The sequence below is a fragment of the Streptomyces sp. NPDC050704 genome (assembly GCF_040654355.1).
GTDB lineage: Bacteria > Actinomycetota > Actinomycetes > Streptomycetales > Streptomycetaceae > Streptomyces.
In genome coordinates, this window is sequence record NZ_JBFAHW010000155.1 from 1 (window position 1) to 21,557 (window position 21,557).

Genomic DNA, 21,557 nt, shown 5'->3' on the forward strand with positions numbered 1-21,557 from the left:
CAGCGGGCGAGTGGGGCCTGAGGTTCAGACCCCGCCCGGCGCTGGCGGGCCTGTTTTTTTAGGGGCGCGGGGAACTGCGCACCCAGCCCCCACCGGCCCGCAGTGATCACACCGTCCCAAGCCCCCGGTCTTTGGTCTTTTAAGGGGCGCGGGGAACTGCGCGACAAGCCCCCACCGGCCCGCAGCCCAATACGGCCAAACCCGCGGAGCGAACCGGCCCCGGTAAGGTCGTTGGCGTGATCGAATTCGTTCGGAACGTCCGGTTGTGGTTCGCGCCCGAGCGGATCAAGGAAGAGGGCGGCACACCCGACTACCGGTTCTCGCTGGCGAACGAGCGAACGTTCCTGGCCTGGCTGCGCACCTCGCTCGCCCTGATCGGCGGCGGTTTCGCCGTGGATCAGTTCCTGCCGGATCTGCGGTGGGCCTGGCGGGCGGGCCTGGCCCTGGGCCTGCTGGCCGCCGGGGCACTGTGCGCGCTGCGGGCGGTGAATCACTGGGTGCGCTGCGAGCGGGCGATGCGCAGGGGAGAAGATCTGCCGGTGTCCCGCTTCCCGGCGCTGCTGAGCATCGGCGTGGCCGTCGTGGCCATCGCGATGGTGGTGGTCGTGCTCTTCGGGTGGGAAGGGTGACGGGACTCGTCGAGGGCTCGGGGCCCGCCCGGGACCCCGGGCTGCAGCCGGAGCGTACGAGGCTTGCGTGGCGGCGTACGACATTGGCGAGCACCGTGGTCGCCGTGCTCGCCGGGAAGTCGGCGCTGCAGGATGGGCCGAGCGCGGCGCGGTTCGTGGTGGGGGCGCTGTGCTGTGTGCTGTGGCTGGGATTCCTCGCCGTTGCCCATCGCCGGATCCGTGCGCTGGCCCTGGCCGAGCCCCCGGCGGCTCTCACGCCGAGGCACGCGAGCACCACCGTCCTCTGCACGGTCGCGCTGGCCGTCTGTGCGGCGGTCCTCGTCGTCTCCTGAGGAGCCGCACCCGGGCGTCTTCCCATCCTTCGTCCCTCTGGGGTATCCGGATACCGCACCGTCCGGTTTGGGCGGATACATTGGGGTTTATGCGGCTAGTCTGACCGCCGTCATCCCCCGCACCCCGAAGGTGAGCATCATGACCACGCTCCACCAGGAACACCCCGTCCACGAGCACACGCACGGCCCGGCCTGCGGGCACACCCAGGTGCCGCACGGCGACCACGTCGACTACGCGCACGACGGCCACCTGCACCGGCCGCACTCCGGGCACTGGGACGAGTGCGAGCCGAGCGGGCACGTCGCCCATGACGGGCACGGCCACGAGCACGGCAAGGACTGCGGACACCCTGCGGTGACGCACGGCGACCACGTGGACTACGTTCATGACGGTCACCGCCATGCCAGTCACGACGGGCACTGGGACGACCACTAGACGACCGCCGGGCGCGCATCGAAGCCAGGAGAACCCCCCGAGTCGTCCACGGCGACTCGGGGGGTTCTTCGCGGTCGAGACGGCGGTCACGTTTTGCCGCTGCACTGGACTGCATACCGACCGGTCGGCATCATGTGAGGGTCCCGATTCCGGCGTACGGAGGAAACACGATGAGCCCAGACCACCCGCCAGGTCTCGATCTCGAACGGCTGCGCGGCCTGCTCGACAGCGAGCGGCCGGGACTGGTCCGGGGCCCGCTGACCGGCCGGCTGATCGAGGGCGGACGGTCGAACCTCACGTACGCGGTATCGGACGGTGCCGGCACATGGGTCGTACGGCGGCCTCCGCTGGGGCATGTGCTGGCCACGGCGCACGACATGAAGCGCGAGCACCGGGTGATCAGCGCGCTGTACCCGACGGCCGTGCCCGTGCCGCGTACTCAGCTGCTGTGCGAGGACAAGGACGTGCTGGGCGCGCCCTTCTACGTCATGGACTTCGTGGAGGGCACGCCCTACCGGACCGCCGAGCAGCTCGCGCCGCTCGGTCCCGAGCGCACCCGGGCGGCGGTGCTCGGACTCGTGGACACGCTGGTAGAGCTGCACGCGGTGGACCCCGCCGAGGTGGGCTTGGCGGACTTCGGGCGTCCTGAAGGCTTCCTTGACCGTCAACTGCGGCGCTGGGGCAAGCAGTTGGACGCGTCCCGCAATCGTGAGCTGGCCGGGATCGACGAGTTGCACGCCGCGCTGGGACGCGAGCTGCCGCACTCCCCCACCGCCACCGTCGTGCACGGCGACTACCGGCTCGACAACGTGCTGATCGGCGAGGGTGACCGGATCACGGCGATCCTCGACTGGGAGATGTCCACGCTGGGCGATCCGCTCACCGACCTGGGGCTGCTGGTGATGTACAGCATCCCGCTGGGCCTGCCCGACTCGCCCGTCTCCACGACCGCCAGGGCCGCCGGGCACCCGGAGCCCGCCGAGCTGATCGAGCGGTACGCCGCGCGCTCGGGGCGCGACGTGTCCGCCGTCGCCTGGTACACGGCGTTCGCCTGGTTCAAGCTCGCCGTAATCCTGGAGGGCATCCACTACCGCTACACGCTGGGCCAGACGGTCGGCGCGGGTTTCGACCGCATCGGCGACCTGGTCCCCGTCTTCATCGAGCACGGCCTGACCACCCTTCAGGAAGGCTGACCGGATCATGGACTTCGCTTTCGACGCACGCACCGAAGAACTGCGCGCCAGGCTTCTCGCCTTCATGGACGAGTACGTCTATCCGGCGGAGGCCGTCGCCGAGGAGCAGCGCGGCCGGCTCGCGTCGCCCTGGGACACCCCTGCCGTGGTCGGGGAGTTGAAGGCCGAGGCCCGCCGTCAGGGCCTGTGGAACCTCTTCCTGCCGGACTCCGAGTACGGGGCCGGGCTGACGAACCTCCAGTACGCGCCGCTCGCCGAAATCACCGGCCGCAGCCCGCAGTTGGCGCCGACCGCGCTGAACTGCGCGGCGCCCGACACCGGCAACATGGAGGTGCTCACCCAGTTCGGCGACGAGCGGCAGAAGAAGCAGTGGCTGGAGCCGCTGCTGGCCGGTGAGATCCGCTCGGCGTTCGCGATGACCGAGCCCGAGGTGGCCTCGTCCGACGCCACGAACATCACCACGCTGATCGAGCGGGACGGTGACGAGTACGTCGTCAGCGGTCGCAAGTGGTACATCTCCGGGGCGATGAACCCGGACTGCAAGATCTTCATCGTGATGGGCAAGACCGACCCGGGCGGTGCCGACATCCGCCGCCAGCAGTCGATGGTGCTCGTCCCGCGTGACACGCCTGGGGTCGAGATCAAGCGCGCCATGCAGGTCTACGGCTACGAGGACCACTCCCACGGCGGGCACGCGGAGGTGGTCTTCGACGGCGCGCGGGTGCCGGCCTCGAACCTCGTCGGTGAGGAGGGCGGCGGTTTCGCCATCGCCCAGGCGCGGCTCGGTCCTGGCCGGATCCACCACTGCATGCGGCTGATCGGCATGGCCGAGCGGGCGATCGAGCTGATGTGCCGGCGTGCGGTGTCCAGGAACGCCTTCGGCAAGGCGCTCGCCCAGCAGGGCGTCGTCCACAACTGGATCGCGGACGCGCGCGTCTCCGTCGAGCAGCTCCGGCTGCTGGTGCTGAAGACGGCCTGGATGATGGACACCGTCGGCAACAGGGGTGCCCACACGGAGATCCAGGCCATCAAGATCGCCACACCCCGGACGGTCGTCGACATCATCGACAAGGCGGTGCAGTTGCACGGGGCCGGGGGTGTCAGCCAGGACTTCCCACTCGCCGAACTCTGGGCGAGCGCCCGGACGTTGAAGCTGGCCGACGGTCCGGACGAGGTACACCAGCGGTCGCTGGCACGACGGGAGCTGAAGAAGTACGTCTGACGGACGGTAGTGGGGGCACCCCCCAGCGGTAGCTGGGGAGTTTGAGGACGAGGCCGTTCAGGCCGACAGCGGGGGTCTGGGGGCGCAGCCCCCAGGGGACGGGAATGGGTAGGGGCGGCGGGGGCGGAAAACGCCCCCGCGCGCTCACGGTCGCAGTGCCCGCAGCAGCAGGTCGGCCAGATGGTCGGCCACCTGCTGCTGGGTGAGCGGGCCGTCCGGGCTGTACCACGTCGACAGGTGGTGGACCGAGCCGAAGTGGTAGTCGACGACCAGGTCGGCCGGGGTCGCCTTGGAGAAGACCCCGGACTCCTGGCCCTCCTCGATGAGGGCCCGGAAGCGCTCGTGGTAGCGGCGCCGCTCGGCACGTACCTGCTTGTTCTTCTCGGGGCTGAGGTGGTGCATGGAGCGCCAGAAGATCGACGCGTCGTCGAGGTTGTCGATCGTGGTCACGACCACGTCCGCCGCGGCACCCCGCAGCCGCTCCTCCACGGGCGCGTCGGCGCCCGCGAAGGAGTCAAGGCGCTCCTGCTGGAGGCGCAGCACGCGTGCGTACACCTCGTGCAGCAGGTCGTCCTTGGAGCCGAAGTAGTGGTACAGCGCACCTTTGGTGACGCCGGCCGCCTCGACGATCTCCTGGACCGAGGTGCGGTCGTAGCCGCGCTCGGCGAAGAGCCGGGTGGCGGCGGCCAGCAGCCGCCGCGGGACGGGCGTACCGTCACCGTCCGTCGTCCTGGCCACTGCCGCCACCTGCCTTCCAGTTTTCTGCTGTGTACTACTGACTGCCCTGCGAGGGAGAACGCAACTCCCGCCGGAGGATCTTCCCACTTGCCGTTTTCGGCAAGTCGGGCAGGATCTCGACCTGCCGCGGGTACTTGTAGGCGGCCAGTCTCTCCTTGCAGTAGGAAGCGAGCGCGGCCGGGTCCGTGTCACACCCCGGCCGCAGACTGATGTACGCCTTGACGGTCTCGCCACGGTAGCCGTCGGGCACCCCGACGACGGCCGCCTCCCGGACCGCGGGGTGCGTGTACAGCACGTCCTCGACCTCACGCGGCCACACCTTGAAGCCGGACGCGTTGATCATGTCCTTCTTGCGGTCGACGACGTAGAGCCAACCCTGGGGGTCCATGAAGCCGATGTCACCGGTGCGCAGCTCCCCGTCCGGGAAGGCCTCCGCGGTGGCCTCGGGGCGCCCCCAGTAGCCGGGCACGACCTGCGGGCCGCGTACGAGGATCTCGCCCTGCTCCCCGAACGGCACCTCCCGGCCCTGGTCGTCGACAATGCGTACGACCGTCTCGGGGCCCGGCACGCCGACGGCCAGCGTGCCGGACACCGGGTCGACGGGAGCCTCCAGGGCGGGCGGCACGGACGCGCAGGGCGCCGAGCACTCGGTGAGTCCGTAACCGTTGCGGATGTACGGCCCGAAGGCGGTCCGGAACTTCTCCACGAGGGCCGGCGGCAGCGGCGCGCCGCCGGAGGAGATGTTCCGGAAGGAGGAGAAGTGGTCGCGGCTGACGGCGGGGTGCGCGGCCAGCGCCATGAACGCCGTAGACGGGCCGACCGTGTAGTGGGGCCGGTGCTCGGCGAACGCGTCGAGGACGACGCCCGCCTCGAAGCGGTACGCCAGGACGAGCCTGCCCGCGCTGTTGAGGCAGGCGGCGAACTCGCAGACCATCCCGGTGATGTGGAACAGGGGCGCCATCGCGAAGTAGACGGGCGCCTCGGGCAGGGCGAGGCCGGTCCGCTGCCGCTCGGCGTTGTACATGATGTTGCCGTGCGTGTTGGTGGCTCCCTTGGGGGCGCCGCTGGTCCCCGAGGTGTAGCTGATGAGCGCGAGGTCGGACGGAACCGGATCGCGGCCCTCCGGGGCCTTGTGGCCCTGCCGGGCGACGGCCACCAGGTCGTCGGCGTCCGGGGCCTGCGGCAGCCGCTCGAAGGTCAGCACGCGTGCGTCGTCGCGCGTCTGGAAGTCCAGCTCGCTGCCGGTCAGCACGATGTGTACGGGCGAGTCGGCGGCCGTCTCGCGCAGATACGACTCCCAGGCCCGGTCGGAGCAGATCAGCGCGGCGACCCCGCCGTCCCGCAGGACGTGGGCGACCTCCCCGGACTTGTACATGGGGTTGACGGGGACGACGGTCGCGCCCGCCTTCCAGGCGCCCAGCACGGCGAGGACGAAGTGCGGCGAGTTCTGGAGGAGGACCGCGACCCGGTCGCCCCGCTCCAGGCCGCGAGCGGCGAGGTGCCCGGCGACGGAGTCGGTCAGCTCGTCGACCTCGCGGTAGTCGAGGCGTCCGTCGAAGTAGGCGAGGAAGGTGCGGTCCGGGGTTTCGGAGACGACCCTGCGCAGGGCGTGCACCACGGAGTCGGCTGGGGCTATCGGCGCGCGCTGGGCGTCGCTGAGGCGGCCAAGCCACGGCTTGGCCGCGTACACGGAGGTGGTCACCGGCCGTCCGCCTCCCACTTCTGCTGGATGTGGTTCATGCTCGTCAGCCAGCGGTCCGGGTCGGCGGCCCGCGCCTGGTAGTACCGGGCGACCTCGGGGTGCGGCAGGATCAGGAAGCGGTCCTCGTCCATCCCGGCGAACAGCGCGTCCACGACATCCTCGGGCTCGACGGCGGCCGGCTTCAGCACCAGGTCACCCGCGCTGCCGGTGCGGGCCAGCATGTCCGTGCGGACACCCTGCGGACAGATCGCGTGGACCTTCAGGCCTCGATGGCGGTACGTGAGCGAAAGCCACTCGGCGAAGGCATACGCGCCGTGTTTGGTGACGCTGTACGGGGCCGCGCCGACCATGGTGAGCAGTCCGGCCGCCGAGACCGTGGAGACGAAACGGCCGCTGCCGCGCTCCAGCCAGCCGGGGAGCAGTTCGTGGGCCGCGCGGACGTGCGCCATCACGTTCACGTCCCAGGCGAGCGCCCAGACCTGCTCGGGGGCCGCTTCCGAGCCGCCGGAGGCGAGGCCCGCGTTGGCGCAGTACACGTCGACCGTGCCACCGAGGGCGTCCCGCGCCTCGGCCACGATCGCGGAGGCGTCGCCCGGAACCGCGATCCCGCCGATCTCGTCGGCCACCGCCTTCGCCTTCGCGGCGTCCAGGTCATTGACCACGACCCGGGCCCCCTCGACGGCGAAACGCCGGGCCAGCGCGGCCCCGATCCCCCCACCCGCCCCGGTCACGACCACTCCGGCATCCTGCAAGGCTTCCACCATCGGTCTCCTTCGACACGACGAGAATCGGCTCCCCTACAGATACAGACTAACCAGTCGGTATGGCGCCCCGTAAGGGGCGCGGGGAACTGCGCGACAAGCCACGAACGACCCGCAGCTTACGAACATCCGGCGGGAGCGCTTAGCGTGCATCTGTCAGCCTTCCGAAATCACGGAGGTCACACATGCGCCGCCTGTCCAGACGGGGACTACTCGCCGCCACAACCGCCGCGGCCGCACTATCCGCGGGCCCACCAGCCGCCGCAACCCCGCCGGAGGCACCGGCACCCGCCGGCCGCCGCCTGCGAACCGGCTTCGAGCGGCTGGCCGCCGACGGCTACGCACAACTCAGCGGCGACCGCGTCGGAATCGTCACCAACCCCACCGGCATCACCCGCGACGCCCGCCACATCGTCGACGTCATGCACGCCGACGACCGAGTGAACCTGGTCGCCGTCTTCGGCCCCGAGCACGGCTTCCGCGGCACCGCGCAGGCCGGCGGGTCCGAGGGCCGCTACGACGACCCGGCGACCGGACTCCCGGTCTACGACACGTACTTGAAGAGTGGCCGGCCACTGGCCGACATCTTCACGGCCTCCGGCGTGGACACGGTCGTCTTCGACATCCAGGACGCGGGCGCGCGCTTCTACACGTACATCTGGACGCTGTACGACTGCATGGAGGCGGCCCAGCTCGCGGGCAAGCGCCTCGTGGTGCTCGACCGGCCGAACCCCGTGACCGGTCGGGCGGCCCAAGGGCCCGTGTTGCACAAGGAGTTCGCCACGTTCGTCGGGCGGCAGCCGATCGCGCAGGCGCACGGGATGACGGTGGCGGAGCTGGCGCGGCTGTTCAACGGGGAGTTCCTGACCACGCCGGTGCCGCTCGACACGGTGCGGATGACGGGCTGGCAGCGCTCGGACTTCTACGACGCCTCGGGGCTGCCCTGGGTGCCGCCGAGCCCGAACATGCCGACGCCCGACACCGCCCTCGTGTACTCCGGGACGTGTCTCTTCGAGGGGACGAACCTGTCGGAGGGACGCGGCACGACCCGCCCGTTCGAGCTGCTCGGCGCGGAGGGCATCGACCGGCGGTGGGCCGCCGAGGCCAACCAGGTCGGGCTGGCCGGTGTGCACTTCAGGGAGGCGTACTTCGCGCCCACCTTCTCGAAGTTCCAGGGCAAGACCGTCGGGGGCGTGCAGATCCATGTGCACGACCGGGCCGCGTACGACCCCGTACGCACCGGGATCGCGCTGCTCGTGACCGCCAAGAAGGTCTGGAGCGGGTTCACTTGGCGCTCCGACAACTGGATCGACAAGCTGACGGGCTCCACACAGGTGCGCACGATGATCGACGCGGGCACGACCGCCGACGAGGTCGTGGCGGCCTGGCAGGGCGAGCTGTCGGCGTTCCGGCGGGTGCGCGGGAAGTACCTCCTCTACCGCTGAGACGCCAGGGCCCGGGGTGAGACGCCAGAGCCGGGGACGCGCGTTCTGGATCATCCGCCGAGACGTGAGTTCGGGCTGGTCAGCCGGACATGACGTATGGTCAACCACTCGCGTCGGCGGGACGATGCACGCATACCGCACCGGTTGCGGTGGCGAAGGGGGGCTCGTCATGACGGATCCGGAAGTGGTCGTGGCTCCGTACTGGGAGCTGACCTTCGACGCGGACGGGGATGTGGACGCCAAGCAGCGCGACCGGCTGCTCCAGCAGGTGCCGGAGCGGGGCGTCAAGGACCTGATCGTGTTCGCGCACGGCTGGAACAACGACCGGCCGGGGGCGACCCGGCTCTACAGCCGTTTCTTCGAGCCGATCCCCCGCCTCGCACCGAACGCCCGCCTCGGATATGTGGGGGTGGTGTGGCCGTCGATGCGGTTCGCGGACGAGCCGATCCCCGACTTCCCGAGGTCCGCGGCGGCGGTCTCCCCGGGCCCGGTACTGGACCAGGGCACGCTGGACGCGCTGCTGAGGGTCTTCCCGGGGCGGGCCACGCTGATCGACCAGCTCGCCCGGATGCTGGCCCAACGGCCGGACGACGAAGCCGCGTTGGTGGAGTACGGGCGGCTGGTACGACTTCTCGTGGAGCTGCGGCCCGAGGCACCGCAGGCCGTGTTCGCCGCGGACCTGCTGGCGGCGGGGACGCCGCAGAGCGAACCGGAGATGCTCCTCGGGGACACCGCGGACATGTGCCGTGAGTTCGCGCGGGCGCTGGCGGAGGACAGCGCCCGCGCCGAGGGCGAGGGTGAGGGCGGCCGGGCCATGGTCGGACGCCCTCAGGTCTGGGACGGGGCTCATGAACTGCTGCGCCAGGCCACGTACTTCGCCATGAAGCGCCGTGCGGGCACGGTCGGTGAGCGGGGGCTCGGGCGGGTCGTCGGGCGGCTCGCGCAGACGGCGCCCGGTCTGCGCGTGCATCTGGTGGGGCACAGCTTCGGCGGCCGCCTGGTGTCGTTCGCCCTGCGCGGGCTGCCCAAGGGCGTACGGACCGTGAAGTCCGTGACCCTGCTCCAAGCGGCCTTCTCGCACTACGCGTTCGCCTCGCGGCTGCCGCACGACACGCGGGGCAGCGGCGTGCTCCATGGCCAACAGAACCGTATCGACGGCCCGTTGGTGTGCTGCTTCTCGCGCTTCGACTCGGCGCTCGGCACCATCTACCCGCTGGCCTCCCGCGCGGCCGGTGACGCGCACGCGGCGGCCGGTCTCGGCCTCCCCCGTCTCCTCGGTGCCAAGTGGGGTGCGCTGGGCCATGACGGGGTGCAGGCGGTGACCGGCACGAAGGCGTTCACCCTCGCCGACGCGCTGCGTACCAAGCTGCCCGTGTCGGGCTGCGTGAACATCGACGTGTCCGCGGTGGTGAAGCGCGGCGGACCCCCGTCGGGGGCCCACAGCGACATCTGTCACCGACAGTTGGCCGAGGTGGTGCTGGCGGCGGGCCGCATTCGCTGACCCGCCGCCTGTTCAGGTCCCGGCGTCACCGGTGTGACGTGAACATCACCGGTGTGACGTGAACTCCACCACCTGCTGGTAGGTCGGCCGGTTCTGCCAGGTGATCTTGTTGTGCTTGATGCCGCCCAGCGTCCGCTGGATGATCGAGTCGGCACACCACTGGTCGCCCGCCGAGCAGCTGGCGTCACCGGGGTAGACCTGGGCCGCGGTCCGGCCGGCCGCCTCCTTGAGGGTGCTGATCAGGATGTCCCGGCAGGCGCCGAGGCTGCCGTCACCGCAGTAGGTCTTCGCCAGGCCGCCCGCCACCGGCTCACCGAGCACCGCCCGGATGTCCTTGTGGACATAGCTCCACCAGCCGTACTGGAAGGAGCTTCCGGCGTGCGAGCCGGTCGGCCCGTGCCCGGCCGAGGGCGCCTCGTCCACCGGCAGGTTGTCGGTCATGGCGGTGTAGAGGTCGCTGCCGAGGCCGGGTTCGAACTCGGCCTTCACCAACAGCGGCCACCAGGCGTCCAGGATGCGGATCGCGTCGGCGTTGGCGTAGGCCTTCGAGCCGTTGGACGTCTCCTTGCGCTTGCCGCCCGCGGTCACCCAGTCGGACAGCTTCTTCGCCGCCGCCGCGGCCGCCGGGTCCGCGACCGCCGAACTGTTGATGACCTGCAGCAGCTTCGGCAGCACGTCCTCGGCGCGCAGATCGGCCAGCGCCGCGTCGGCCATCGCCTTGGTGAGCGACGCTCTGGTCACCCCGCCCGCGGTCACCAGTTTCTTCACGCGGTCCTCCAGGAGGTTGCCGCGGTGGACGGAGCCGTTGCCCCAGGGGGCCGTGGTGTAGTCCTTGGCCTGTTTGTTGTTCCAGGAGATGTAGTAGTCCTGGTCGATGGAGTTGGGGTGGGCGGACGCCGGGGTGTAGTCGGCGGTGTTCGTCGCCGGGGTCCAGTTCTTCCACTCGTACGCGGGCCGCGCCCAGGTCGGGAACTCGGCGTCGACGCCACTGGCCCGCACCGGGTTGTCGCCGCTGTTGTAGTACGCGGTGTGCTCGGAGTCGGCGTAGAACCAGTTGAAGGTGTAGTTGATGTGCTGCACGGCCTGCTGGAAGGTTTGCGGGCTCTTCACGTAGTCCGGGTCGTTGAGCATCTGGAAGCCGATGATCGAGTCGGCCTCGTGCAGGAACGAGGAGCGCAGGGTGGTGTACGCGACCTTCTTGCCGTCGACCGTCGCGCGATGCGTCACCGGGCCGTACTTGGTGCGCCACACCTGCATGCGATAGGAGCCGGCCGCGGTGCCGTCGGCGGTGGTCGGCTTCCAGGCGTTGGTCTGCTCGATCTTCTCCATGGGCGTGCAGACGCCGCGGTACAGATAGTGGTGGTCGTCCTGGCACAGCTCGACCGCGTACGTGTCGATGATGTCCTGGCCTGAGGTCGTCGCGCTCCAGGCGTAGTCCTGGCCGCGGCCGAGTTCCACGTACATGCTCAGTCCCGCGAAGGAGGCGCCGCGGGCGCTGAGACCCGGGCCCTGGATCTCCTGGAGCATGAGCAGTTGCGGCGCGAAGTAGCCGGTCTGCGGTCCGAAGACGGCGACCGGGTGGCCGCTCGCGGTGTGGTCGCCGCTCACCACCAGCGCGTTGGACATCCCGCGCCTGGCCGAACTGAGGGCGGTGGCCGTCGCCGCGGCGGACGTCTTGGAGGCGCCGGCGGTGGCCGCGCTGCCGGTGCGGTCGTAGACCAGCGGCTCCTCGGTCACCGAGCCGGCGTCGGGCAGCGCCTCGCCCTGCGCGTCGTCGGGCTTGGTGGCGTACGGGAAGCTCTCGCCGTTGTGGAGGGTCATCACCGCCTCGGGGTCGTTGCGCTCCCGGAAGGACTCCCAGACCTTGGTGCCCTCCTCCACGCCGTACTTGGACTGGGCGGCGAGCAGGGAGACGGCGTTGTTGACCTCGCCGCCGCCTCCGGAGCCGAAGAGCGCGCCGATCACGGAGGCCAGCGCGACCAGGTCGGTGAGCTTGAAGTGCTGGATGGTCCCGGCGTTGGTGACGGAGTCCTTGTGGCCGGTCAGGACGTACTCGCCGGGGAAGTAGCGGCCGCTGTCGGAGGCGTCGATGTACGCGTTGATGCCGTCGACGTACGCCTTCACGTCGGCCAGCGCCTGCTTGCCGCGCTCGCCGTTCGTGGCGGTCGTGCGGTCGATCTGGGCCTGCAGATCGGCCTCGGTGTACGGGGCGTGGCGCCAGAACTCCTGCTCCAGGCCCTGGTTGGAGGGGTCCCCGCCCGCGAAGGGAGTCAGCTGGCCGCGGCCGACGTGCCGGAAGACGTCCATCAGCCACAGCCGGTCCTGGGCGGCCGCGTAGCCGGCGCCGAACTCGGTGCCGTAGCGGGTGGTGCCTGTGATGTGCGGCACACCGGTCTTCTTGTCGCGGACGATCGTCACGTCGGTGCGGCCGGCGGGCTTGGTGGTCGACTCGACCTGGTCGGCGGGGACCCCGAACGACGCGTCGTTGAAGAAGTTGTTGATCTTTGTGTCGGTGAGGGCGGAGTAGCCCGAAGCCAGGTTGTTGTAGGGCGCGAGCTGGTCGGCCGCGTGGCCGGGCTGACTGCCGAAGGCCTGGTTGAGGAGGATCTCGGCGAGGGAGGCGTTGCCGTTCTCGCCCGGCGGGAGGATGTCCGAGCACTGGCTGCCGCAGTAGTCGTCGGCGGCCGCGGTGACCGCCGTGTCGGCGGCGGTCGCCTGGGAAAGCGGCGACAGAAGAGCGGCGATCAGGACGCATATCGATGCGGCCTTGAGGAACTTGGGAGCTCTGCGGGGAGTTCTCAGTCTGTCGAGGATGGTGCGGGGGATACGCCGTGGCATGACTGCTCCTCGCGACGGGGGTGCGCCGGATGTTACCGGCGGTATCCCCGCGTTTGAAGATGAACATGCGTCACTTTTTGGCGACGGCAGGGCCGAAGGGCCCGACGGGCCCGATGGGTGGCCGGCAACCGCCTGGTGGGCGGCTTGTGACGGTCACCGAAAAAACAGATGGAGCCGAATCGGGTGTCGATACGTCTATTCGGCGACGTCCCTTTCGACGACGCCGAATGTGACCGAAGTACAGGTGCAGGTGTGACGGAGGTGCAGGGCGATGGCCGGTTTCCGGAGTCTGGCGAGACAGGTGCGCGACCCGAGGAGCGATCTGGCACTGCGGCGCTATTCACTGCGCAAGTGCCTTGAGAGATTCGCTCCTTACGGTCACCGGGCCACCTGGGACCATCTGAGCTCCCGGGCCGGGTTCGGCCCGGAGGACCGCTCCCCCGACCCAGCGCGGCTCGTGGCCGCACTGGACGAGCTGGAGGAAGCCCGGTCCGTCTGGCTCGCCTACGAAGGCAAGTTCGCGGAGCGCCGCAAGAAGGAGAAGCACGACGGACTGCGCAGTCCGGGCAGTGTGGACGACTGGCACCGTCTCACCTGGGGCGGTTGCGGAGTGGCCTGGTGCGACGATCCACGGGTCCACCCGCATGAGCCGCTGGCCGAGGTGCTGCGGCGACTGATCGCCGCCCTTGAGCGGGAGCCGGGCACGGTCTGCCCGGTGTGCTCGGGCGAGCGCCTCTCATGGAAGTACGACCTGGCCCACGAACCCTCCTCGGGCCCGGTCTGCACGGCCTGCGGGATCGTGGTGCCGCGGCCCGTTCTGACGGCCGAGGCCCTGGCGGAGGCCAGACGCGGACGACTGCTGGTGTCCGTGGGCGGCTGAGGCGTGCCGGGGGTGCGCCCGCCGGAGCCGCACCCCCGCGCGAGGGTCCAAGTCCGGTCTAAGGCGTCTTGACGTCCGTGTGTATGGCGAGCTTGAACTCGCCGAGGATCAGCGGCACCGCGACCTTCGTGTCACCGGCTCCCCGCGCGGATATCTTCAGACCGAGCGGCGTCCCGGGGTGGACGAACATCTGCCAGACGTAGGTGCGGTACTGGCCGCCGCGGGTGGCCGCCACATCGGTCGTGGCGGTCGAGTTGTAGCCCGTCGTGGTGTTCAGCGGGTCGCGCACGAAGCGCGCCCGGTACTCGTGGGCGCGGGCGTCCGCCGCCCAGAACACCATCGCGGAGAGCACGCCCCACCCGTCGTGACTGGGCCAGATGAGCCCGGAACGCTGATCGGGGAACTTCGAGGCGGTCTTCGCGCCGTGCGCCGGGTCGTGCATGTTCCAGGGGTCGTACTGCTCTTCGCCCGTCACATACGGGAAGCGCACCAGGTGGTAGCCGTCCTTGTCGTACGTGATCTTCTGCGCCCCCGAGTGCGCGGATTCCCACTTCAACGAGCAGATGGCGACGCTCATCCGTAACTCCTCACTCCCCCGGCCTCTTCGGGCCGGGTCCTGTTGTCAGTGGCGACTGGCACCATCGGAGGCATGGTGCAGGTCTGTGTGAACGGGGCCCGTGGGTCGGGCGACAGCGCTGTGGTGCCGATGTCTCCGGGGGCGATGGCCGACTCCGCGGCGGAGGCCGTCGCGGTCGGGGCGTCGGACATCCATGTGCATCCCAAGTCCCCTTGTGGACAAGACACCTTGTCGGCGAAAGCGGTTGCGGCGACGCTGGAATCCATACGTTCACAGGTTCGCGTACCCGTCGGCGTGACCACCGGCGCCTGGGCGGAGCCCGACCCCGCCGCCCGGGTCGCGCGGATCCATGAGTGGAGCGTGCTGCCCGACCACGCCTCGGTCAACTGGCATGAGCCGGGGGCGGAGGAGGTCGCGGCGGCGCTGCTGGAGCGGGGCGTGGGCGTGGAGGCGGGCATCTGGTCCGGCACGGACGGCGCCGCCCGGTTCGCCGCGTCCCCGCTCGGGCCGCGAGTACTGCGCGTGCTGGCGGAGGTGACGGACCCCGCTCGCGACTCCGCGCAGGACACGGCCCAGGAACTCCTGGCCGAACTCGGCACCGCCCACGGACTCCCCGTCCTGCTGCACGGGGAGGAGGGCGGAGCCTGGCCGGTGCTCCGCCTCGCGGGCCACCTCGGCCTCGCGACCCGAATAGGCCTGGAGGACACGCTGGTCCTGCCGGACGGTCAACGGGCCGTGTCGAACGCCCAGTTGGTGTCGGAGGGGCTGGTCCAGTACGGGTGGGCCCAGCGCTCGCCGTAGGGCAGGGCGAGGAGTTCTCCTGGCGTCCGGGCCGGGGTCGGCGCGCATCGCGCAGAGCCGGTCCGAGGCGTGCCGGGCCGACCGCCAGACCCGCAACTCGGCCGCCCCGCAACTCGGCCGCGGCCTCGGCCTCGCCGTCTTCGTCGGCCACGGCGTCGCGGCGGCCGCGGCCCGGCCGGGCGGCTCGGGGCACGCCGGGTCGGGGCACGCCGGGTCGGCGTCTTCGGCGCTTCAGCGGCAGTCCTCGGGCTCCTTCTCCTTCTCTTTCGCCGGTTCCTGCCGCTTCCGCCGCTGCTGTCCGCCGGGCTCCACCATGAGGCGGGAGCCGCTCTGCCGTTCGCCGAAGACGTCGTCCGGGTTGGACAGCACACACGTCTCCAGGGACAGACAGCCGCAGCCGATGCAGTCCGTGAGGTGGTCGCGCAGGCGGCCCAACTGCTTGATGCGCTCGTCGAGTTCGGACCGCCAGGCTTCGGACAGGTGGGCCCAGTCCTCCCGCGTGGGGGTGCGTTCCTCGGGGAGTTCGGCGAGCGCGTCGCGGATCGTGGCCAGCGGGATGCCGACGCGCTGCGCGGCCCGTACGAAGGCGACCCGGCGCAGTGCGTCACGGTGGTAGCGGCGCTGGTTGCCCGTGGTGCGGCGGCTGCTGATCAGGCCCTTGGACTCGTAGAAGTGCAGGGCCGAGACGGCGGCGCCGCTACGGGCCGACAGCTGGCCGACCGTGAGTTCGTGGATCTTCTCAGGAATCTGGGGCACCTCTCGAAGCCTACCCACCTCGTCGCGGCGCCGGTCCGTTGACATGGGACTCGCCCCGGACCATGCTAAGCAGTCGCTTAGAGCAATTGAGACATGGGAGGCCAGGGACATGGCAGAGCCGAGGATCTTCACGTCCGCCGACGAACTGAAGGCGGCGGTGGGCGAGCAGTTGGGGTACAGCGACTGGCTGGAGATCGACCAGAAGCGGATCGACGTGTTCGCGGAGGCGACGGGCGACCACCAGTGGATCCACGTGGACCCGGAGCGGGCCGCGGCGGGGCCCTTCGGGACGACCATCGCGCACGGGTATCTGACGCTGTCCCTGCTGCCGCTCTTCGGACCGCAGCTGATCAAGGTCGAGGGCGTCAAGATGGGCGTCAACTACGGGACGAACAAGGTCCGCTTCCCCGCGCCCGTACCGGTCGGCTCGCGGCTGCGGGCCACCGCGAAGATCACCGGTGTCGACGACGTGACGGGGGGCCTGCAGGTGTCCGTCGCCTTCACTGTGGAGCGCGAGGGGGGCGAGAAGCCGGTGTGTGTGGCGGAGTCCGTGTCCCGCTACTACGTCTGAACCGCTTCCGACCTCGGGCCGTACGCGGCTGGGCACGCCCACGCGGCGGAGCGCGGAACCGCGAAACTGGCACAGCCCCGCGCCCCCTCAGGGGGCGCGGCTACGCCTTCGCCCCCACCATCCGGAGCACCAGGTCGCTGTACAGCTCGCCCACCTCGTCCGGTGTGCGGGGGCCGTCCACGTTGAACCAGCGGGCCACGTCCACGCACAGCGAGAGGACGGCGATCGTGGTGCCCGGGATGTCGGGTACGTCGAAGTCGCCGGCCGCCACTCCGTCCTCGATGATGCCGCGCACCGCCGCGTCGGTCTGGCGGCGCATTGCGACGATCTCGGCGCGTGCGTCGGCTCCGAGCGCCTCCAGTTCGTACTGGACGACGCGTGCCGTGGTGTGCTGCGCGGCGTGCCAGCGGACGAAGGAGCGGACGGCGTGGGTGAGCCGCTCGGCGGCGCTGCCCCCGCTGTCGGACGCGGTGCGCAGGATGTCGAGGGCCTTGTCGTGGCCGATCCTGCTGATCCGGTGGAGCAGCTCTTCCTTGGTCTTGTAGTGGATGTAGAGCGCGGCCGGGCTCATCCCCGCGCGGCCCGCGATGTCCCGGGTCGTCGTCGCGTGGTACCCGCGCTCGGCGAAGGCCTCCACGGCGGCGACGAGCAGTCGCCGGGCCGCATCCGGGGTGACCTCGGCCCACGGCTGCATCTCGCCGCCGGCCGTCTCCTTCGCCGTACTCATCGCTGGTTCGCCCCTTCCCATGGCAGGACGAACACCATACCCCCGATACTGAGCGAGCGCTTAGATTGCCCGCTCAGAGCCGTACGAATATCGCTCAGCACTCCTCAGCGCCGCTCAGAGCTTCTCGAAAGGGTCGTGCTCGGCGAGCAGCTTCTCCAGTCGGGCCTGGTCCACGCGGCTGACGATCTGCCCGGCCTCCTGCCTGTCCCGGATCACCTTGGCGAGAGTGAACGCCGACGTGACGAGATAGAGCACGGCGATCCCCAGGAAGCCGCGCACCCAGGCATCGGCCTCCAGCTTGAGGATGCCGATGGCGGTGGCGACGATGGCGACGGCGAACGAGGCCACGGCCTGGCCGTAGAAGGCCGCGGTGGACTGCTGTTTGACCGGTGTCTCACTCATGCGGACCAGGATCGACGCAGGCGGCCCGCGCCGCATCCGTGCGGATACTCAGCCGCGTACTCAGAAGGTCGCGGCCTCAGAAGGCCGAAACCCCTGTCAGGGCACGCCCGATGACCAGCTTCTGTATCTGGCTGGTGCCCTCGTAGAGGGTCATCACGCGGGCGTCGCGCAGCAGTTTTCCAGCCGGGTACTCGTCGATGTAGCCGTAGCCGCCGAAGACCTGGAGGGCGTTGTTCGCGGCGCGGACGGCGGCCTCCGAGGCGAACAGCTTGGCCTTGGAGGACTCGGTGGCGAAGGGCTCGCCGCGGTCGATGAGGTCGGCGACGCGCCAGGTGAGCAGCCTGGCCGCGTCCACGTCCACGGCGATGTCGCTGATCAGTTCCTGTACGAGCTGGTGGTGGGCGATGGTCTTCCCGAACTGCTCGCGCTCGGTCGCGTACTTGACGGCGGCGTCCAGCGCGGCCTGGGCGATGCCGACGCAGCCCGCCGCGACGGACATCCGCCCCTTGGCGAGCGCGGACATGGCGACGGCGAAGCCCTTGCCCTCCGGGCCGAGCATGGCCGAGGCGGGCACCCGGACGTCCTCCAGGACCAGTTCGGCGGTGGCCTGGCCGCGCAGGCCGAGCTTGCCGTGGATGGTGCGGCGGGTCAGTCCGGGGGTGTCGGTCGGCACGAGGAAGGCGGAGACGCCCTTGTGGCCCGGGGCGTCGGTCGAGCGGGCGAAGAGCAGGACGACGTCGGCCCAGGTGCCGTTCGTGATGAACGTCTTGGTGCCGTTGATGACGTAGCCACCCCCGTCACCCCCGCCGCTCCCGTCACGCACCGCCTTCGTGCGCAGGCTGCCCGCGTCCGAGCCCGTGCCCGGTTCGGTGAGGCCGAAGCAGCCGACGTATGTGCCGGAGGTGAGGCCCGGCAGCCACCGGCGCTTCTGCTCCTCGGTCCCCCAGGACGCGATGGTCTTGGCGACGAGTCCGAGGGAGACCGAGACGATGCCCCGGACCGAGGAGTCGCCGCGGCCCAGTTCCTCGGTCACCAGGCAGTACGCGAGGTGGTCGCCGCCGCTGCCGCCGTACTCCTCGTCGACGGTCAGCCCGAGGAAGCCGAGCTCGCCCAGTTTCTTGACGATGGAGCGGTCGACCTCCTCCGCCCGGTCCCACTCGATGACGTGCGGGGTGATCTCGCGCGTCACGAAGTCCTCGGCGAGCTGCCGCACGGCGGCCTGCTCCTCGCTCAGCTCCAGGTTCACGACCCACTCCACATTTAAATTAGCACTGCTAGTTTACTGGTCCAGCCCTACTATGTGCGCCATGGCCCGACCGCGCAAGCCCCTCCTCAGCACCGGCCGCATCGTCGAAACGGCACGGGCGCTGGTGGACGCCGAGGGCCTGGCGGCCGTGTCGACACGTCGGCTCGCCGCCGAGCTGGGGGTGAGCGGTCCGTCCCTCTACAACCACTTCCGCACCAAGGACCAGATCCTGGAGGCGGTCGCGGACTCCGTGAGCGCACAGGTCGATCTGTCGATGTTCGAGGACGGCCGGGACTGGCGTACCGCGCTGCACGACTGGGCCGTCTCCTACCGGGCGGCCCTGCGCGACCACCCGAACATCGTCCCGGTCCTGGCCCGTGGCCCCGGCCGCCGGCCCGCGGGACTGCGGCTCGCGGACGCCGTCTTCGGCGCGATGGTCGAGGCGGGCTGGCCGGCCGCGCAGGCCACGTCCATCGGGGCGTTGATGCGGTACTTCGTGATGGGGTCCGCGCTGGGATCGTTCGCCGCCGGATTCGTGGACGACGAGACCGCGTACGATCCCGCCGACTATCCGCATCTCGGGCAGGCCCATCTCCTCGCCGACCAGCAGGAGAAGATCGACGAACGGGCCTTCGAGACGGGGCTCACGGCGTTGCTGGACGGGTTGGCGCAGCAGTATGCGGGGCTGCGAACGGCCTGACGGGGGTTTCGTCGGCGAGCGCCTCCCGCTATGGCGAGCGCCTCCCGTTTATGGCGGGTGCCTCCCATTATTCGGTGTCCGCCGAAGTGTTCGTGGCACATGCTGGGCCCATGACCTCTTCTTCCAGTGCGCGGGCCGAGGCCGCGGGGCTCGCGAGGCTTGCCTCCCTGCTCGCCGACGAGACGCGGGCCGGGTTTCTGCTGGTGCTGCTCGACGGGCGGGCGTGGACCGCCGGGGAGCTGGCCCGGTACGCGGGGGTCGCCGCGTCCACGGCAAGTGAGCACCTGGGCAAACTGGTGGCAGGCGGGCTGCTCACCGAGGAGCGCCAGGGGCGGCACCGGTACGTGCGGCTGGCCGACGCCCGGGTCGCCCAGCTCGTCGAGGATCTCACCGCCCAGGTCGCCCCCGCGGCCGCCGAACGCCCGCGCACGCTCCGCGAGTCCAGTGCGGGCAGCGCGATGGCCCGCGGCCGCACCTGCTACGACCACCTGGCCGGCCGCCTCGGCATCACCGTCACCGACGCGCTCACCGGTCTTGGCCTGCTGCGGCAGGACACCGGGTTCGCGCTCACGGACGAAGGGGTCCGCTGGTTCGGCGACCTGGGCGTTCCGCTCGTACGCACCGGCCGGCGCCCGCTCGCCCGGGCCTGCCTGGACTGGACCGAACGGCGTCCCCACCTCGCCGGTGTCGCGGGCGCCGCGCTCTGCCGGTACGCCCTGGACGAGGGCTGGTGCGTGCGCATCGGCTCGGAGCGGGCGGTGAAGGTCACGGACAAGGGGGAGCGGGTGCTTTCGGAGCTGCTGGGGATCGAGGCGGGGTCGCTGCGCTGACGCCCGGCCCGGCCCGCCCCGCCCCGCCCCGCCCCGCCGACGGCCGCGTGGCTGCCGCCCCGCCACCCCGGCTGCTGCCGCCCTGCTGGTTGCCGCCCGTGCCGCCACGTCTCATGTCATGCCTCGTGTCATGCCTCGTCCGAAATTCGCGAGCCCTTCGGTGCTGCCCCGCCTAGCCTCTGGAACGTGATGAAGTCTCCCCTGTTCGTCCCATCCATCCGCCGTACGGAACTGCTCGCCGCCGGCGCGGCGACGGTCACCGTGTTCCTGTGGGCCTCCGCGTTCGTGTCCATCCGGAGTGCGGGCGAGGCCTACTCGCCCGGGGCGCTGGCCCTGGGCAGGCTGCTCGCCGGGGTGCTCGTCCTCGGCGTGATCTGTCTGGTACGTCGGGAAGGGCTGCCCCCGCGCGCCGCCTGGCCGGGGATCGTGGTCTCCGGGCTGCTCTGGTTCGGGCTGTACATGGTCGTACTCAACTGGGGCGAGCAGAAGGTCGACGCGGGCACCGCCGCGCTGGTGGTGAACGTCGGTCCGCTGGTCATGGCCCTGCTCGCGGGGTGGCTGCTCAAGGAGGGGCTGCCGCCGCGGCTGCTCGCCGGGATGGCGGTGTCCTTCGCGGGCGCGGCGGTCGTCGGTCTGTCGATGTCGGGCGAGGGGAACGCGTCCGTGTTCGGGGTACTGCTCTGTCTGCTCGCGGCGGTGGCGTACGCGGGTGGGGTGGTCGCGCAGAAGCCGGCGCTGCGGCACGGGTCGGTGCTTCAGGTGACCACGTTCGGGTGTGCGATCGGGGCGGTGGCCTGTCTGCCGTTCGCCGGTCAGCTGGTTTCCGAGGTCGGGGACGCGCCGGTGTCCGCGACGCTCAACATGCTGTATCTGGGCGTCTTTCCGACTGCCCTCGCCTTCACCACCTGGGCGTTCGCCCTGGCCCGTACGACGGCCGGGAAGATGGGGGCCACGACGTATGCGGTGCCGGCGTTGGTGGTGCTGATGTCGTGGGTGGCGCTCGATGAGGTGCCGGGGTGGATCACGCTGGTGGGTGGGCTGGTGTGTCTGGCCGGGGTGGCGGTCTCGCGGTCCCGTCCGCGGACGGCTGCCGCCGCGGCTGTGACGCCGGTCGCTCCGGATCCGGAGCCGGAGAGCGAGCGGGCGTAGCCGGTCGGGGGTGTTTTTCGCCCCCGCCGCCCCTACCCGTCCCATCCCTGGGGTCTGCGCCCCCAGACCCCCGCTTCGGCCTGAACGGCCTCGTCCTCAAACGCCGGACGGGCTGAGGGGG

At 70.7% G+C, this 21,557-nt stretch carries 22 protein-coding genes; 13 read left to right on the top strand and 9 right to left on the bottom strand.

The window, feature by feature from the left end; all coding sequences use genetic code 11:
* The first annotated feature begins 236 nt into the window (after window positions 1-236).
* The 5 genes from AB0I18_RS46680 (at window position 237) to AB0I18_RS46700 (ending at window position 3,812) form a co-directional block, all read left to right on the top strand.
* Window positions 237-629, top strand: coding sequence for a DUF202 domain-containing protein (locus AB0I18_RS46680; protein ID WP_363111921.1), 393 nt, complete (start codon window positions 237-239; stop codon window positions 627-629).
* Complete coding sequence (locus AB0I18_RS46685) at window positions 626-961, top strand: DUF202 domain-containing protein (protein ID WP_363111922.1); 336 nt, start codon at window positions 626-628, stop codon at window positions 959-961. The genes AB0I18_RS46680 and AB0I18_RS46685 overlap by 4 nt, the downstream gene beginning before the upstream one ends.
* 139 nt (window positions 962-1,100) lie before the next feature.
* Entirely contained in the window at window positions 1,101-1,397 is a 297-nt protein-coding gene (locus AB0I18_RS46690) for a hypothetical protein (RefSeq protein WP_363111923.1), read from the top strand.
* A 170-nt stretch (window positions 1,398-1,567) separates the two neighbouring features.
* On the top strand, window positions 1,568-2,590 hold the full coding sequence (locus AB0I18_RS46695) for a phosphotransferase family protein (RefSeq protein ID WP_363111924.1): 1,023 nt from the start codon (window positions 1,568-1,570) through the stop codon (window positions 2,588-2,590).
* 7 nt (window positions 2,591-2,597) lie between these two features.
* Window positions 2,598-3,812: an acyl-CoA dehydrogenase family protein gene (locus AB0I18_RS46700; protein WP_363111925.1), complete on the top strand. Its 1,215-nt coding sequence runs from the start codon at window positions 2,598-2,600 to the stop codon at window positions 3,810-3,812.
* Between the two features lie 144 nt (window positions 3,813-3,956).
* On the opposite strand, the gene AB0I18_RS46705 is transcribed toward AB0I18_RS46700, so the two are convergent.
* The 3 genes from AB0I18_RS46705 to AB0I18_RS46715 are packed head-to-tail and all read right to left on the bottom strand — an operon-like array spanning window position 3,957 to window position 7,016.
* On the bottom strand, window positions 3,957-4,550 hold the full coding sequence (locus AB0I18_RS46705) for a TetR/AcrR family transcriptional regulator (protein ID WP_363111926.1): 594 nt from the start codon (window positions 4,548-4,550) through the stop codon (window positions 3,957-3,959).
* A 34-nt stretch (window positions 4,551-4,584) separates the two neighbouring features.
* Window positions 4,585-6,252 (bottom strand): AMP-binding protein, encoded by a 1,668-nt coding sequence (locus AB0I18_RS46710; protein ID WP_363111927.1) that lies wholly within the window; start codon window positions 6,250-6,252, stop codon window positions 4,585-4,587.
* A complete protein-coding gene (locus AB0I18_RS46715) occupies window positions 6,249-7,016 on the bottom strand; it encodes an SDR family oxidoreductase (protein WP_363111928.1) in 768 nt (255 codons plus the stop codon). Before AB0I18_RS46715 ends, AB0I18_RS46710 begins: the two co-directional genes overlap by 4 nt.
* A gap of 182 nt (window positions 7,017-7,198) precedes the next feature.
* Between AB0I18_RS46715 and AB0I18_RS46720 the strand changes: the two genes are divergently transcribed.
* Both AB0I18_RS46720 and AB0I18_RS46725 read left to right on the top strand, forming a co-directional pair.
* Complete coding sequence (locus AB0I18_RS46720; protein ID WP_363111929.1) at window positions 7,199-8,458, top strand: DUF1343 domain-containing protein; 1,260 nt, start codon at window positions 7,199-7,201, stop codon at window positions 8,456-8,458.
* Between the two features lie 169 nt (window positions 8,459-8,627).
* Window positions 8,628-9,959, top strand: coding sequence for a serine-threonine protein kinase (locus AB0I18_RS46725; protein ID WP_363111930.1), 1,332 nt, complete (start codon window positions 8,628-8,630; stop codon window positions 9,957-9,959).
* 45 nt (window positions 9,960-10,004) lie between these two features.
* Here AB0I18_RS46725 and AB0I18_RS46730 read toward each other — a convergent pair whose 3' ends face one another.
* Window positions 10,005-12,797 (bottom strand): penicillin acylase family protein, encoded by a 2,793-nt coding sequence (locus AB0I18_RS46730; protein ID WP_363111931.1) that lies wholly within the window; start codon window positions 12,795-12,797, stop codon window positions 10,005-10,007.
* Window positions 12,798-13,068: 271 nt separating this feature from the next.
* Here AB0I18_RS46730 and AB0I18_RS46735 point away from each other — a divergent pair, with 271 nt between their 5' ends.
* Window positions 13,069-13,677 carry a hypothetical protein gene (locus AB0I18_RS46735; protein WP_363111932.1) on the top strand — a complete coding sequence of 203 codons (609 nt, stop codon included), beginning with the start codon at window positions 13,069-13,071 and terminating at the stop codon, window positions 13,675-13,677.
* A gap of 58 nt (window positions 13,678-13,735) precedes the next feature.
* Here the strand turns inward: AB0I18_RS46735 and AB0I18_RS46740 are convergent, their stop codons facing one another.
* Entirely contained in the window at window positions 13,736-14,254 is a 519-nt protein-coding gene (locus AB0I18_RS46740) for a hypothetical protein (RefSeq protein ID WP_363111933.1), read from the bottom strand.
* Window positions 14,255-14,326: 72 nt separating this feature from the next.
* On the opposite strand from AB0I18_RS46740, the gene AB0I18_RS46745 reads away from it, so the two are divergent.
* On the top strand, window positions 14,327-15,055 hold the full coding sequence (locus AB0I18_RS46745) for a 3-keto-5-aminohexanoate cleavage protein (protein ID WP_363111934.1): 729 nt from the start codon (window positions 14,327-14,329) through the stop codon (window positions 15,053-15,055).
* A gap of 231 nt (window positions 15,056-15,286) precedes the next feature.
* Here AB0I18_RS46745 and soxR read toward each other — a convergent pair whose 3' ends face one another.
* Window positions 15,287-15,811: a redox-sensitive transcriptional activator SoxR gene (gene soxR, locus AB0I18_RS46750; RefSeq protein WP_363111935.1), complete on the bottom strand. Its 525-nt coding sequence runs from the start codon at window positions 15,809-15,811 to the stop codon at window positions 15,287-15,289.
* A 109-nt stretch (window positions 15,812-15,920) separates the two neighbouring features.
* On the opposite strand from soxR, the gene AB0I18_RS46755 reads away from it, so the two are divergent.
* Entirely contained in the window at window positions 15,921-16,382 is a 462-nt protein-coding gene (locus tag AB0I18_RS46755) for a MaoC family dehydratase (protein WP_363111936.1), read from the top strand.
* Between the two features lie 100 nt (window positions 16,383-16,482).
* Here the strand turns inward: AB0I18_RS46755 and AB0I18_RS46760 are convergent, their stop codons facing one another.
* The 3 genes from AB0I18_RS46760 to AB0I18_RS46770 all read right to left on the bottom strand — a co-directional run bounded on the left by AB0I18_RS46760 (window position 16,483) and on the right by AB0I18_RS46770 (window position 18,757).
* A complete protein-coding gene (locus AB0I18_RS46760; protein ID WP_363111937.1) occupies window positions 16,483-17,109 on the bottom strand; it encodes a TetR/AcrR family transcriptional regulator in 627 nt (208 codons plus the stop codon).
* A gap of 114 nt (window positions 17,110-17,223) precedes the next feature.
* A complete protein-coding gene (locus tag AB0I18_RS46765) occupies window positions 17,224-17,511 on the bottom strand; it encodes a YiaA/YiaB family inner membrane protein (RefSeq protein WP_363111938.1) in 288 nt (95 codons plus the stop codon).
* Between the two features lie 76 nt (window positions 17,512-17,587).
* Window positions 17,588-18,757 carry an acyl-CoA dehydrogenase family protein gene (locus tag AB0I18_RS46770; protein ID WP_363111939.1) on the bottom strand — a complete coding sequence of 390 codons (1,170 nt, stop codon included), beginning with the start codon at window positions 18,755-18,757 and terminating at the stop codon, window positions 17,588-17,590.
* A 61-nt stretch (window positions 18,758-18,818) separates the two neighbouring features.
* Here AB0I18_RS46770 and AB0I18_RS46775 point away from each other — a divergent pair, with 61 nt between their 5' ends.
* The 3 genes from AB0I18_RS46775 to AB0I18_RS46785 all read left to right on the top strand — a co-directional run bounded on the left by AB0I18_RS46775 (window position 18,819) and on the right by AB0I18_RS46785 (window position 21,436).
* On the top strand, window positions 18,819-19,457 hold the full coding sequence (locus AB0I18_RS46775; protein ID WP_363111940.1) for a TetR/AcrR family transcriptional regulator: 639 nt from the start codon (window positions 18,819-18,821) through the stop codon (window positions 19,455-19,457).
* Window positions 19,458-19,567: 110 nt separating this feature from the next.
* Window positions 19,568-20,287, top strand: a complete 720-nt coding sequence (locus tag AB0I18_RS46780) for a winged helix-turn-helix domain-containing protein (RefSeq protein WP_363111942.1) — start codon at window positions 19,568-19,570, stop codon at window positions 20,285-20,287.
* Window positions 20,288-20,476: 189 nt separating this feature from the next.
* Window positions 20,477-21,436 carry a DMT family transporter gene (locus AB0I18_RS46785; protein WP_363111943.1) on the top strand — a complete coding sequence of 320 codons (960 nt, stop codon included), beginning with the start codon at window positions 20,477-20,479 and terminating at the stop codon, window positions 21,434-21,436.
* Window positions 21,437-21,557 lie beyond the last annotated feature (121 nt).

What these genes read in the sequence shown, in the direction of transcription:
- AB0I18_RS46690 (WP_363111923.1), top strand. Translation starts at nt 1,101, where the DNA reads ATGACCACGCTCCACCAGGAACACCCCGTCCACGAGCACACGCACGGC.
- AB0I18_RS46695 (WP_363111924.1), top strand. Translation starts at nt 1,568, where the DNA reads ATGAGCCCAGACCACCCGCCAGGTCTCGATCTCGAACGGCTGCGCGGC.
- AB0I18_RS46700 (WP_363111925.1), top strand. Translation starts at nt 2,598, where the DNA reads ATGGACTTCGCTTTCGACGCACGCACCGAAGAACTGCGCGCCAGGCTT.
- AB0I18_RS46715 (WP_363111928.1), bottom strand. Translation starts at nt 7,016, where the DNA reads ATGGTGGAAGCCTTGCAGGATGCCGGAGTGGTCGTGACCGGGGCGGGT.
- AB0I18_RS46720 (WP_363111929.1), top strand. Translation starts at nt 7,199, where the DNA reads ATGCGCCGCCTGTCCAGACGGGGACTACTCGCCGCCACAACCGCCGCG.
- AB0I18_RS46725 (WP_363111930.1), top strand. Translation starts at nt 8,628, where the DNA reads ATGACGGATCCGGAAGTGGTCGTGGCTCCGTACTGGGAGCTGACCTTC.
- AB0I18_RS46730 (WP_363111931.1), bottom strand. Translation starts at nt 12,797, where the DNA reads ATGCCACGGCGTATCCCCCGCACCATCCTCGACAGACTGAGAACTCCC.
- AB0I18_RS46735 (WP_363111932.1), top strand. Translation starts at nt 13,069, where the DNA reads ATGGCCGGTTTCCGGAGTCTGGCGAGACAGGTGCGCGACCCGAGGAGC.
- AB0I18_RS46740 (WP_363111933.1), bottom strand. Translation starts at nt 14,254, where the DNA reads ATGAGCGTCGCCATCTGCTCGTTGAAGTGGGAATCCGCGCACTCGGGG.
- AB0I18_RS46745 (WP_363111934.1), top strand. Translation starts at nt 14,327, where the DNA reads ATGGTGCAGGTCTGTGTGAACGGGGCCCGTGGGTCGGGCGACAGCGCT.
- AB0I18_RS46755 (WP_363111936.1), top strand. Translation starts at nt 15,921, where the DNA reads ATGGCAGAGCCGAGGATCTTCACGTCCGCCGACGAACTGAAGGCGGCG.
- AB0I18_RS46760 (WP_363111937.1), bottom strand. Translation starts at nt 17,109, where the DNA reads ATGAGTACGGCGAAGGAGACGGCCGGCGGCGAGATGCAGCCGTGGGCC.
- AB0I18_RS46765 (WP_363111938.1), bottom strand. Translation starts at nt 17,511, where the DNA reads ATGAGTGAGACACCGGTCAAACAGCAGTCCACCGCGGCCTTCTACGGC.
- AB0I18_RS46775 (WP_363111940.1), top strand. Translation starts at nt 18,819, where the DNA reads ATGGCCCGACCGCGCAAGCCCCTCCTCAGCACCGGCCGCATCGTCGAA.
- AB0I18_RS46780 (WP_363111942.1), top strand. Translation starts at nt 19,568, where the DNA reads ATGACCTCTTCTTCCAGTGCGCGGGCCGAGGCCGCGGGGCTCGCGAGG.
- AB0I18_RS46785 (WP_363111943.1), top strand. Translation starts at nt 20,477, where the DNA reads ATGAAGTCTCCCCTGTTCGTCCCATCCATCCGCCGTACGGAACTGCTC.